The following is a 14,407-nucleotide window of genomic DNA, read 5'->3' on the forward strand; positions in this document are numbered from 1 at the left end:
ATGAGCCAGGGATGATTGGTTCCTACAGTTTTCATCAATAGCTTCCCAAGGGGCATAAATAAATATTCTCTCAACCATGAAGTCAATGTCATATGCCAATTCTGCCAGAAAAGCACCAGATTAGGCTTAAGATAAGGTCTGTTGAAATTCTCCGGCACCTTAAAGCCAAAAAGTCTTCCCAAGCCTATGGCAATATCCGAATACCCGGAAAAATCATAATAAACCCTGATGGAATACAGAAACATCACCATCCAAAGCACAGGTCTTGAAGCAGCAAGTATATCCGGTGCCAATGCAGTGATAAGACTCCCTGTCTTATCTGCAATGATAAACTTCTTAAAAAGGCCGGTGATGACTCGAGTTACACCCTCATCCACATACTCTTTGCTAAGCTCCTGATTACTTTTCAGCTCCTTGCTGAACCTGCCGTATCTGTCAATTGGCCCGGCAGAGAAGGTGGGAAAGAAAAATATGAAGGCGCCGAAGGTCAATGCATCTAACTCCTTCAACCTTCCCCTATATGTATCTATGACAACATGAAGAAACTTAAAGGTGAAATAGGAAATACCCAAGGCCTTCACCTGCAGCATCAAAGGCAATTCATTTTTCAACATGGGGTATTTAAACAATGCCAAAGTTCCTAGAGATACTGCCATACCAATATACAAAAGCAGCTTTTTCAGCCCTTTATTCTTTACTCTCATCAATGCCTTGGATATGCCATAAATAATCACCGCTAGGCCAAGTGTAAGCAGAGCAAAGGTAGGATGACCATACAAAGAGGCAAAGGCAAAGCCCCAAAATATCAACACAACTGCCTTTGCGGGACAAAAAGAACCGTCCCCCTTGTCCCGTTTGCGGGCTAAGTGGTAAAGCAGCAGGCCTGTCAATGTAAATAGTGCTATTGAATGTATAGGTAAAAATCTGATTATCAGTTTAATGCTTTCCTTCACTGCGTCCTCCTGACTATTCCCTAAGTTCCGGGAATTCTTTCACTACAAAATCATATAATCTATCTGCCACTATACTGTCTCCTTCTTCCTTCAAATGTCCCCCATCTATGAAAAGCTCATCTGGTACCGCATCATTCAAGTTTAAAAGAGGCACCCCATAGGGATCTGCCTGGGCTTTGATGGCAGCCACCATCTTCTCATAGTAGCCTTCCTCGTACTTTTGAGCCAAAATGTTCTGGTTTATGGGAGCCAAATATATCATCATGGGAACCCCTTTGTCAGCTACATACTTGCATATCTCACCTACCGCCTCAAAATATCTGGTAGATGCATCAAAGGGTATGCCATAAAACTTTTCCGTAATCTTCACATCACCTATCTGCACTTTCATATGCCTGTCATTGGGATAGGGAAGAGGAGTTCCTGTAGCTTTGGCCTTGATACCCTTGGCCAACTCTTCATAAAACTCCTTGTACCTGTGGAGAGGCACCAGATTCCCCCTCAGCTCTCTTGATATGAAAAAAGCATTCTCATTGTTCATTTTAAACACATTTTTATAAGCTCCCGCCAATCCTCCTCCTAAGCTTAGGTCATAGCTTTCCGGGGTAGGAGGTAAAATCCAATGGAGCTCTGTAAAACTGCCGGCACCCATCTGCCATATGATAAGATCCGGCTTATACTCTGCTGCCTTTTTTATCCTTTCCATCACGTAGACTGTCTTGGTGCCGCTGCTGCCGAAGTTGAAAATATTAGGCCTGTCATCCTCACCAAAGAGCTTTCTATCAAGGAGAAATCCTATGGAATCCTCATACTTTACATAAAAATCCTCGACGGTGGAGTCTCCCACCATAATGATGTTTCTGTGGTTATCCTTGTAATACTTGTTTATCCAATGGCCCTTCATGGACAAATCCGGCATCCTGTCATACTTGAACAGCCTTTGATTGTCCCGAAAAATGGTATAAAATTTCTCTACATTATTATATATGTACCTATTCATCGGCACAAAGATCAATAAGTTTGCAACAATATATATTAATATTATCTTATACACTAGACTAAAACGCTTCATCATTTACCTCCGATAAATAGAACTCAGAGCTAAGAGCTCAGAACTCAGAAATATAAATTCATCTAGTATATTATCATATCAAAATATTGGTATCAATATAATAAAGAATCTATTTATAAGCATTCAAATCTTTTAAACATAAGAAAACCAGCCTATTTAAATACTCCACTACTATGATATAATGAAAATATTACCACTAAGAATTTTGGATAAATATGCCGAAATATATATAAATGAGCTATGAACTATGAGCTCAGAATTATGATGCTATGGGGTATTCCTACTTAGTCAGCCTCGTGCCCCGTGCCGCGCACCAAATACTCCAAAAGCAAACTAAAAGGAAGAACGGATAACTTAGCAAAAACCAATTAAGAACCAACAGAGCACACCAGTAACTATAAAATTCAGTGCCCTTTAGTGTTTTTAGTGGTTTCAAAAACCCCACCGTGGAAATCCGTGTTCCTCAAAAAAGACCCCAAAGGAATACCCTAACACCAGAGACCAGAGACTAGCGACCAGAGACTGATAAGAAAAAGGAGTGAACTTCATGCAAAAAATCAAAAGAAAAGCCGCCATACTATTGGCCTTTATAATGATATTTAATTTATTGCCTATAGGAGCTTGGCAAGTACATGCCTTTGATCCTGACAATTTTAAAATAGACGGTGTAACCATATATAAAATATATGACTCCAATAGAAATATAGAGCAGCGAAGACTCCTTATAACTGGAAATTACCTTAAAGATGCAGAAGTAGGCATAATAACCAGCACTGGATACAATCGTCTTACCAGAAGAACTGTAAATACTGAAGGTATACTCCAATTTGATATAGACAGCGATCAACTGGGAAACTCGGTGCTGATAGAAGGATTCTCTATAGAGCTTAATGAAGAAGAAATGCCTACGTTGACCGGTGTAAATCGCAGAGTCAAAGAAGGAAAAGAGAATTTAATAATACAAGGAACAAAACTCAAAAATATAGATGGAACTACCATAAAAGCAGGCTATGAACACGATGGAGCCTACACACCCATTACAGCAACTACAACCAATGACAATCAGCTTACTGTTCCAAATCCTACTGGTGCTTTAGGACTCCAGAACATAGTATTTGAAAAATCAACAGTAATCAATGACAAATATTTTAACGAAACTAACCCTAGTGTTGATATATCCGTAAAAATCATATATACATACAAAGACCAATTCAGGCTATACAAAGATATTGAGATCCAAGACCTCAAAATGTATCCCAATAGAGGCCAAAAAGGGGATAAGGTCTACTTTGAAGCCCCTGCAGGTACCTTAGACTCCTATGATGTATTTTTCCTAAGGCAAACCGATGGTACCGATCCATATACGGAAATAAACAAAGGAAAAAATAAAACCTTCCAACAGAATGTCAACGAAAAAGATATATTGACGGTAGAAGTTCCCGACATAGAAGTGGGAGAGTACTACGTTGTATTTACCAATGCTGTATCTCCCGGAAGAGATCCTATGAAGGAAGTCACCATGGAAAAAATATTAGCAGAGAAGTTTACTGTAATAAGTGCCAACATCAAATCGAGAGTAATAAGCATAAATCCTAGAACAGGTCCTGATACTGGCTCAAAAGCTACTATATCAGCCCAGTTTATAGGCACATTAAACATACCCGAATTTGTACCAGCTACTGACGAGAAAATATACTCATTTAGTGACAGCAATAGAGAACTGGTAGTGGATTATGTATATGGGTCTTATAACGGCCAGGGAGGATACAATGCCAAAAGGACCATCAGAATCATCATCGGAGACAAGGCTACCTTTCTTAAAAAATCTGATGGAAATCCTGATGTTACTTTTACAAGAGATTTGGACACCATAAATATCAGGACAGCCCAAATCACTGATGCAGATGTCAGTCCCACAAAAGATGTGGTAATAGAAATGGAAACGGTGATTCTAGACTCAAGTGGCAATACAGTGCAGACCATTATCGATAGAGCTGTGCTTCCCAACGGCTATACCTATATACCCAGCAAGTTAGAACCAGTAGTTGAGAGTATAGCACCGGAAAAAATACAAGTGAAAGAGATAGACGATGGGAAATACAGTACTAATGATAAAAAAATAATGATAGCCATATACGGTCAAAACTTCATGATTCATAAATTTACAGACCCTTCTGGCAATGATGTAGTGAGATACCCCATAGTTGAACTGGGACCTGAATTAAGACTGAATCCTAATGTAGGAGATCCAGATTATGTTGAAGGTTTGGAAATGAAAGTACTAAACTCATTAGGCCTTGAACTGGACGGTTCTGCAGGCAACGAGATAGGTACAAAAATACTGTTTTATCTTCCTACTAACAGTACTGTAAGCAATATCGGAAAGACCTATGTCAGGGTTATAAACCCTATCAGGAATTCTATGGAGCCAGGTTTAGCCGGTACCAAATACGATGCGGTGGAATTTGTTACAGTTGATGAGAACAAAGAGCCTATCATCACAGGGGTAAATCCTGACACTGTAGCCGTTGAAGGCGGAGTGGAAGTTAGAATCATCGGCAACAACTTTATGGAAGGTGTTAGGCTCTTCTTAGATGGAAAAGAAATAACAAACATAAGAAGGGATGAAGATGGAAGAGGCATTACATTTACAGCACCTCCTGGCAGAGAGGGAACAACCCAGATACTTGTGATGAATCCAGAAGGAGGCTCTGCCACATGGCATTTCAATTATGTAATGACCTATACCAATCCCAAGATAACAGATTTTGCGCCCAAATCCGGTAACACCGGAACACTGGTTGTGGTCAAAGGTGAAAACTTTATACCTCCAGATCCAACAGACAAGACAGAATTAAAACACAGGCTTATAGGTACCAGGATACTCTTGGGAAATATTGATATAAATGATTATAATCTGGACAGCAATAAGAGGATACAATTAATAGATTATGAAGACCCGGATGAAGAACCAGTAGTAAGCCTGAAAACTGAAGGCGACCTGACCAGCTTTGAAGTCAAGCCCTACTATCATTCTGTCATTTTTGTTGACGAAAACGGCAGCTACTATACTATAAACATCGACGGCTCAGGAAATATAATCCTGAGCGATGGGGTACACAATACCTATACATTGATTATAGACGCTGGAGAAATAAAAGCAGATAAAAAAGATGGTTCCATATACGATTTTTCTTCCGACAAAACAGGTATTACAATAAAAGAAGGAGAAGACCCAATACTTAAATTGACTATGGTGACACCATACAAGACTGATGCTGATGGGAATATAATAGGCAACAGGGTAAAGGTAGTGGACAAGAACACCATATACTTTACAGTACCGGCTCTTCCTGCCGACGGTTATTATGATGTGACGGTACTGAATCCAGACACCAAAAGGGACAGCAAAACAGGAACCAATGGATTCTACTACTTCTCCCATCCCCAAAGCAGGCCTGAAATTGAGAGCATAGTACCCAACGAAGGCACTACCGAAGGGGGATATGCCATAGATATAATAGGAAAGGACTTCATGGACATAGGCATAGATAAGGCAAAGGTATATATAAATGGGGTTCAGGTGCCGACTGCTGATATAGAAGTGAGCCCCAATGGCAAAACCATAACTGTAAAAAGGGTACCTCCTTATCCCGGAGATTTGTTTAGAGAAAAGGGTACCAACAGATATGCAGTGCCGGTGGTAGTAGTGAATCCTGATGGAGGAAGTGCCAGCATGGAAAAAGGATTCACCTATATAGTACCTACCAGCCACCCTCAACTTATAAAAATAGTACCTGCAAGAGGAACCGCTGCCGGTGGTGCAGTGGTGGAAATCACCGGTACCGACTTTAGATTCTTCGAACCCTATGAAGATAGAAACAGAAATGGAATGAGAGAAGATAATGAACCCTTCAGAGACATAAATGGTAACGGGAAATGGGATAGTGAAGCAAATCTGACAGATTGGCTAATACAAACAGATTTCGATCACCCTGTATTTGATAAATATTTAGATTCACCTATATTGCCCAAAGTATTCTTTGGCGATAACTTGGCAAAAATAGTGGAATTCTCCAGAGGTTATCTAAAGGTTATAACCCCAGAGGCAAATGCAGGAAATGTGGATGTCTATGTGGTAAATAACGATGCAGGAACATCCAACAAGCTTACCTATACCTATGAAGCATCTAATCCCAGGATAACGAGGGTATTTCCAAGAGTGGGTAAAATGCAGGGAGGAGACAGCATAGAACTGTTAGGAAGCAGCTTTGCTGTTACTTCTATGGACATATACAACGGTCAGGTGGATGATAATGGACTATCTCTATTTGACACAAAGCAAATGATGGCAGTCAGAATCGGAAGCCTTACAAACAGAAATATACCAAGGGATATGTACAACTCAGGAAGAATAGACAACAAGAGAACTACAGTGAGATTTGAAGAAAACCGGATGACCTTAGAATATGATGCAAACGGTGATAATACAAAGGTTTCCATGATAAAAACCGTGGATGATAAAATATACAGAGCTGTCATAAACGGATACGACGATACAGTAAAATATATACCCCTAAACATTATGAAAACCAACGATGGAGAAGTGTTTCAAGGCACAGGTCTTGTCAGGGTAGAAGTGGAAGATGGAAGGTTTTTGATTGATACCGGCTATTCAGACTATGTACGATATGTGGACTCAAGCCAGGTTTTTGTCACTACACCTACCTATCATACCATAGGTCCTAATGTACCCATAGAACTTATAAACCCTGACAAGGGAAGAGCTTCCGCTATGTTTGAATACATGAACCCTTATGACTATCCTGTCATAGCTTCAATAGAACCTATAAACAAAGTGTTGAAAAAATTCAGCGGGCTCATAGAGGACTATGATGGAACTCCTGATGAAAAATATGATCAGGAATATTATACCTATGTAGGAACAAACGGAGGCATTTTACTTACCATAAGAGGAAGCAATTTCAAGAGAACAGCCAAAGTTTACTTAGATGATAAGGAGCTTCAGATATTAGATAGAAGTACCAACGGGGATAGGCTTTTGGTTGTGATACCTCCAGCTGACGAAAACCAGATTGGGCTGAAAAAACCTATTACTGTAGACAATATGGATGGAGGCATAACCAGCACCAGAGAACCTAATGACTACTATAAAATGATAGCGCCATACTTTGTAGTATATCAAAAAGGGCTCAGCGGCCCCTTTGTTGAAAGTGTAATACCGGACAAAACATCCAGCAGAGGCCAAAATATAGTAACAATAATAGGAAGCGACTTTAGGCCTGGACTGAAAGTATTCATAGGCGGTATTGAGGCAGAGGTAATAGAACTTCAAGGTACCGAAAGAATCAGAGTGAAAGTACCTTTAGGACTGTTACCCGGCAGAGTATCTGTCATGGTTCAGAATGCAGACTATGGCTCCCATGAAAAGAAAGATGCACTAACCATCATAAGCTCTCCTGAAATACAAGAAATACTGGCTGAAGATGGAAGCTCATATAATCGGGACAGCTTCAAAATGACCGGTGGAGAAAACATAATACTAAAAGGTATTGAATTCCAGCAAGGTGCCAGAGTCATATTTGGAGGAGTCATAAAAACTAAAGATGAACTGACCTCAGGAGAGACAGGCATCCCAGGAATGGACATAAATGATGAGGAAGTCTATGTAGTTGGCGGCACACAAGCCACTGCAGTCAAAGTAGAAGATGGCACATTGATATATGTGACAACTCCAACCATGCCAGAAGGTGAAAACAGTATAGTAGTTATAAATCCTGATGGAGGAGTCTCAAATGAATATAGAATAACAGTAATCCGTCCCTTGCCTGATAGACCTACCCAAGCAAAAGCCACACCGGTGGACGGGGATACGGTGAAACTGGAATGGAGAGGCAGCGCGGAAATATATCAGATATATGCCTCCTTAGGAGAAAAGAAAAACTCTAAGGAACTTAGTAACTTTAACTATGTCATGACTGTAGAACCACAAAGAACAGAAGGAGAAAACCATATATACTATATAAGAGGCCTCATACCAGAAACATGGTATAGATTTAGAATACACTCGGTAAACGATTTTGGAATATCCCAGGAATATGCTCAGACCGGTATAGTACAGACCCCAGAAACAATACGCTCTGAAGCCAAATTCAATGACGAATACATCAATCCCAGTGCCAGAACCGACTGGACAGAAAGCACCAAGGATACGTTTATATACAACATAGGTGAAAAAAGCTTAAAGGAAGGCTCCCAATACTATCAAATAGAACTGAGAACCAAAAACATAGAGCCAGAAGCCTCAAGACAGATAAAAATACCAGTAAAACTTATTCAAAACTACAGCAAAAACTATACTATATGGGACAAAGATGTATCCATCAAATTCCATACAGAAGCACTGGCAACAACAGAAATAATGAGCATAAAAACAGACTACAACGATGCAGCAGCCATAATAGAGCTATCTACCCCCAATGGAAAGAGATACGATAACATCGTCATGCTCTTAAATAGAAGAACCAAGCCGGTAAAACTAATAGGCATAGACTTCAAACTCCAAGTGGCCAATAAAACAACTGATATGAGGCAATTCCAGGAACCCGTGGAAGCCACAATAATCCTGGACGCCAAATACAAGGATGCACAAAACCTGGAACTTTACTACTATAATATACCGTCCAATAAACTGGAAAAGGTAAACTTCACCAAAAAATCCGGCGAAAGACTCATAAACACAACCCTCACCCAACCCGGACAATACGTGATAATAAGCTACTAGCTACTGCATAACCCACAACACGGAGGTATCTTATGTATATCTACGAGGAAATTAGCAAAATAATTGTTAATTCTGCATATGAAGTTCACAGGATACTAGGAAGCGGATATTTAGAGAAAGTTTATGAGAATGCATTGGTGAAGGAATTAGAAAGCAGAAATATAAAATGCGAACAGCAAGTGCCTCTAGAGGTTTACTACAAAGAAGATATAGTAGGTAACTATATAGCAGATATAATAGTAAACAAAGAAATAATACTTGAAATAAAAGCAATAGAAGCACTAGATAAGAAACACTTTGCTCAATTATTAAACTACCTAAAAGCAACAAGAAAAAAGCTAGGATTTATCATTAACTTTGGAACATCCAAGATTCAAATAAAAAGAATAGTAAACTAGCTTTAGTGAATTTTAATAATCTTTTAGTGTAGTTTAGTGCAAGTTTTGGTGTCTTTTAGTGGTTTTAAAAAGTGAGCCTAAAGGGATACCTAAACAGAATAATCCGAATGAATATCAATAAGAACCAAAGAAACAACGAATTAATAAAAGAACCCTTTAGTGTATTTTAGTGAATCCTTTAGTGTCCTTTAGTGGTTCCAAAAAACCCCTAAAGGAATGCACAAGCAAAATAATCCAAATAAGTAACAATAGTAATAAATGTAACAATAAATAAAATAAAGAACCCTTTAGTGTATTTTAGTGAATCCTTTAGTGTCCTTTAGTGGTTCCAAAAAACCCCTAAAGGAATGCACAAGCAAAATAATCCAAATAAGTAACAATAGTAATAAATGTAACAATAAATAAAATAAAGAACCCTCTAGTGTATTTTAGTGTAAGCTTTAGTGTCTTTTAGTGTTCTCAAAAAAAGACCCTAAAGGAATACCTGAAAGGAATGGTCCTTATGAAACAAAAACTACAAATATCCATAATGCTCATACTCTCGCTGCTATTCACCACCATATTTGCTCAAGGCCCAGCATATACAGTGCCTGCCTACGGCAAGGCAGCTGTAGATCAAGGCGGCTTCACCGACATTGCCGGCAGCCCTCAGGCAGCTGACATACTGAAGCTCAGGATGTTCAACATAATCCAGGGCAGTACGAGAACAAGATTCAGACCTAATGACAACATCACCTATCAGGAGGCTGCTGCCTATCTAATAAGACTCCTGGGATTTGAAGAACAAGCACTGCAGAAAGCAGCCAATCTGGCAACGGAGGGAACTGAAACCATATATGTTGCAGATAAATGGGCTGAGGGCTATATAGAAGAAGCTATAGCCCAAGGCATCCTCACAGCAGCAGACCTGAGGGAAATGGAAGCTCTCACCAAGGCTCAGCAGGATGCTATAGAAGAAGAAGTGCTGGAAGCCGCCAAGAAACAATGGATGAGCTTAAAGAAAAGAGATGAGCTTAGAGAAGCAAAAACAAAAGCCATATTGGATCAAAACAAAAACATGAAAAAAGCCATAAGCCGTCAGGATCTTGCCCAATGGATTGTCAGAGCTCTGAAGCTGGAGGAGATCCCCTCAAAGGACATAAGCTATGTCTATAAATACAGCGATTACAATAACATTAAAGCCAACAGGCTAAGCGCTGTGGAAGCCCTTCTCCAGAAAGAAATATTACCCTCAGCCACAAAGGACAAATATGCCCCTACAGCAGGCGTCACAAGAGGACAAGCTGCAGCAATAATGGGCAATATGATTGACAAATATCCTGATATAACAGGCATACAAAAAGGTGTTGCAAGAATTCTGGATATAGAGACTAATTATCCCAATCAGCTTGTAGCTGCTAATCCAGACCTGACCCTCATCATGGAAAACTTCGACGGCACTGGCTTTGATATAAAAATACAAGGAAATCAGGCACTACCTGTTATAAAGAACAATAGGGTATACGACCATCAAATCCTTAGACAGGGAGACACCTTGGAATATGCAATGAGAGATAATCAAATAGTCTATGGTTCCTTAGACGAATACAAATTCCTTCAGGGAACCCTCAGCTATTCCGATAAGGAAGGCAATCTAAGGATCGAGGACAGCCAGAAGAACGTTACAGAATTAAAAATCGGCATCAACACCATAATAACTGCCCTTGGAAAACCAGCCAAGGACACCAGTCTTATCCCAGGCCAAAGCGTGAAAGCCCTTTACAAAGGCAGCCTTATAACCAGGCTGGACATACAAGAAAATGTAGATTACTACGCAGACACAGAATACATAGATGGAATCATCAAATATATAGACAGGACAGGAAGAATTATTAAGCTGGAGGACTATGACGGAAACCTCCGTACCTATGGCCTGGATGACAGGGTAATAGTTACCGTAAACGACTATTATGAGGACCTGGACAGCCTGCAAAACGAACAGGATGCCACCTTTGAAGTATCTGGCAGAACCATTAAAGCCATAAAAGCCTTCACTATGCCAGGAGAAGAAGTGAGCAAAGAATACCAGGCTGTGCTGAGGGTAAGGGATGTAGGAGACAATACCATAAAGGTGACAGAAATAAACGACAGGCAAAATCCCATAACATTTAAAACCGACAGCTTTACATCCATCACTTACCTTGGCTATCCCATAAAGCTCTACAACATAAAGACAGGAGACCTGGTGAAGATAAAAGCCAACGAAACTAGCACTGACAGAGCCGATGACATCCAGCTCATGTCAAAAAGGCAAAGAGTGGAAAAAATATACAAGGCAAGAATACTCAACACTCTCCCAACCCAGAATAGAATTGCCCTGTCAAAGGTGCAAAGCTACAAATATCCTGATTGGATGGAATTAGATGATGAAAAGACCTTCCCTATAAAGAGGGATGCAGAAATATATAAAGAAGGTAGAAGACTGACTATAGAGGATTTGGATAAGCAAAGAAATGTAGAAGCCTATATCGTCACTGTAAAAGATTTCGGCGAAGAAACCATAGCAAAAATGACACTGAAAAGTGTCAGTGAAGACTCAGCCTTCAGTGGAACCTTCAATACCCAATGGACAGACAACTCCATAAAACTGGCAGATGGCCAGAAGCTCAGCTTTGATGAAGGAACAATAATAATCAAGGATAGGAGACTCCTCGATACATCTGACCTCACCTACAATGACGAAGCCTTTGTAATAAAGAACAGAATGCCTGGCGGTACCAACTATGCAGCTTTGGTATCCATGGAAAACGGCAACGGCTTTGACTATAGAAATGTGGTGAGAGGCTATATCCACGATATGGGAGAAGACAACTTCTCACTTGAAAGCTATGCAAACCTAATTAATAATGAATGGGATTACCATTATGACGATGAAAGCTACTTCTATCTCAGCAAAGACAGTAAAATTTTGGACAATGTGCTGAAAAGAACATATATAACCAGAGATACCTTTTTGGAAAGCAGATTCTGGGAATTAGACAGCAAAGGAAAACCTAAAAGAACCTATGATCCCGATAAATATACTGCACATTACCCATATATGTATGACGAAAAAGGACCTCACTATGAGGAATGTAAACAAAAGTCTAAGCATATGCTGGCTTATGCTGTGATAAATGAAGACGGAGAAGCTACAGCCATCAATATATACAAGAGGGATCCAAACCTGGGCAAGGAAGAAGTAACTTTCAAAGAAAACTTGATTACTGGCGAAGTGGTCAGATTCAACGAAACATATACCCAACTGACACTCACCGATGTAAAGGAATACAGCAGATTCTATGGACAATGGCAGCCAACAACATCCAACACCGTCATCAATACCCAGAAGGCCATAATAATCAGGAATGAACAAGTAGTAACCCTCAGCGACTTGGATATAGGTGACAAAATATATGCCATCACCGACCAAAACAACGGCATACTAATATTTGTGGAATAAGGCCAATAGGCAAATGGGCAAATAGGGAAAATATTGTAGTGAACGGTTCATAACCGTTCCGCTACCCTATAGGAATTCCTTGTATTAGACCCCAGAGCCTAACCCTAACACACGAGTCACGAGTCAAGACAGTATAGAAATACCCAAGGCAACGCAGCACGAATCAAATACAATAACCAGTGCCCTTTAGTGTCTTTAGTGGTTTCAAAAAATAGACCCTAAAGGCATACCCGAAAGGAGATTTTCTATGAAACGATTAATCATAATCTTAATAATCCTATTGCTCATCTCCACCATCTCCTATGCCGACATATTCGAACCAGGAGTGAGCAACGAAACCCAATACAAAGAAATAATATTCCTGTCAGGTGTCCCTGTGGAATTTACCGGACGACTGGAAATCAAACAATCAGGCAGAGGAGACCAGGTAAAATACACCTATGACTATAACCTCACAGGTCCTAACGGAGCCACCCTCACGAGAAAAGTGGTATACCTGGTGGATGAAGCCACAGACCCTGACCTGAAACAAATCAGTACAGGCCTTACTCTGGACCCCAAAGCCAAAGTATCCGAAAGAATCACCATAGGTGATAAAACCTATGTGCTGGAAGAACAGATACTGAACAAGACTTCCATAACTCAGGACAAAAGCATCATCAAGTACACCAGCGGAACCTGGAACGGCAGGAAGACCTATTCCGAAGGAGAAAACAAAGTAATAGTTGACATATACGGCGAGAACTATAAATACGATAATACATGGAGTACTGTAGAGACAGCCATGATAAGACATGTCATCACATACCAAAATGCAATAGGAACATCAGGCAATATACAAGTAAATAACGGCACTGTGGAATACGGCGTAACAAATATCAGGGAGAAGGAAATAATATCACAACAAAGCCTGCCTAATCAGATAAGCTTTAAAGAAAGCTATATGATTAGCGAAAAAGAAGAAAATACAGTAGTATATAAATATGATATGCCTATAACGGTAAACAGCAAGACCACCAGGAGGAAAACCGGCGAAGGAAGCTTCAAGCTCACCACCATGCCCAAGCTTACTTCCCTTCCCATACCTCAGTATCAGGATATCCGAGGCTACTGGGCAGAAAAAGACATAAACAGGCTTTTCAGCCTTGGAGTAATGGATGGGGAAAGCAAATACTTCAACCCTAGAATCCCGATCAACAGGGCAGAATTTGCAAAAGCCATAGTAAAAGCCTGTGGTCTGGAGGTAGAGACAGAAGTACAAAGACCCAGATCCAGAAAGGAAGTCCAGGAGGACATAATATTCTCCGATGTGGACCCCAATCACCCATACTACCCCTATATTAAAAGAGTAACAGAACTGGATCTGATGAATGGCACAGGCTACAACACCTTCGGCCCCGATGAAAACCTCACCAAAGCCCAGGCAGTCACCATACTCATACGAGCTCTGGGACTGGAGGACATAACCACATTCAATCTGGGAAGAACCTTTGCCGATGAAGCTCAAATACCCGACTGGGCAAGAAAATCCATATATGTTGCAGAAGATTTGGATATAATCGACGCTGAAGATAATGCTATTAAACCTAATGTTCCATTATCTCGCGGCGAAGCCGCCAACCTGATAAACCGCTTTATAACCTACCTGCAAAAAGAAATCAAAACCGACTACCGCGAACGTGTTGTAAACTTTAATTA

6 protein-coding genes are annotated in these 14,407 nt (G+C 40.2%); 4 read left to right on the forward strand and 2 right to left on the reverse strand.

Annotated features, from left to right (window positions below; all coding sequences use genetic code 11):
- Together ACESM9_RS10750 and ACESM9_RS10755 are read right to left on the reverse strand one after the other, a co-directional pair.
- Positions 1-953 (reverse strand): MBOAT family O-acyltransferase (locus tag ACESM9_RS10750; RefSeq protein ID WP_372998145.1); only part of this gene is annotated, 953 nt, incomplete at its 3' end.
- A 13-nt stretch (positions 954-966) separates the two neighbouring features.
- Positions 967-1,953, reverse strand: coding sequence for an SGNH/GDSL hydrolase family protein (locus ACESM9_RS10755; RefSeq protein ID WP_372998148.1), 987 nt, complete (start codon positions 1,951-1,953; stop codon positions 967-969).
- 619 nt (positions 1,954-2,572) lie between these two features.
- Here ACESM9_RS10755 and ACESM9_RS10760 point away from each other — a divergent pair.
- The 4 genes from ACESM9_RS10760 to ACESM9_RS10775 all read left to right on the forward strand — a co-directional run.
- Positions 2,573-8,830, forward strand: a complete 6,258-nt coding sequence (locus tag ACESM9_RS10760) for an IPT/TIG domain-containing protein (RefSeq protein WP_372998151.1) — start codon at positions 2,573-2,575, stop codon at positions 8,828-8,830.
- A gap of 32 nt (positions 8,831-8,862) precedes the next feature.
- The gene (locus ACESM9_RS10765) at positions 8,863-9,228 is read left to right on the forward strand and encodes a GxxExxY protein (RefSeq protein WP_372998154.1); all 366 of its coding nucleotides are present in this window, start codon (positions 8,863-8,865) and stop codon (positions 9,226-9,228) included.
- 502 nt (positions 9,229-9,730) lie between these two features.
- On the forward strand, positions 9,731-12,709 hold the full coding sequence (locus ACESM9_RS10770) for an S-layer homology domain-containing protein (protein WP_372998157.1): 2,979 nt from the start codon (positions 9,731-9,733) through the stop codon (positions 12,707-12,709).
- 247 nt (positions 12,710-12,956) lie between these two features.
- Positions 12,957-14,407: S-layer homology domain-containing protein (locus tag ACESM9_RS10775; protein ID WP_372998160.1), on the forward strand; the 1,451-nt coding region annotated here is incomplete at its 3' end.

It is taken from the genome of Lutispora sp., assembly GCF_041687175.1.
Classification (GTDB): Bacteria; Bacillota; Clostridia; order Lutisporales; family Lutisporaceae; genus Lutispora.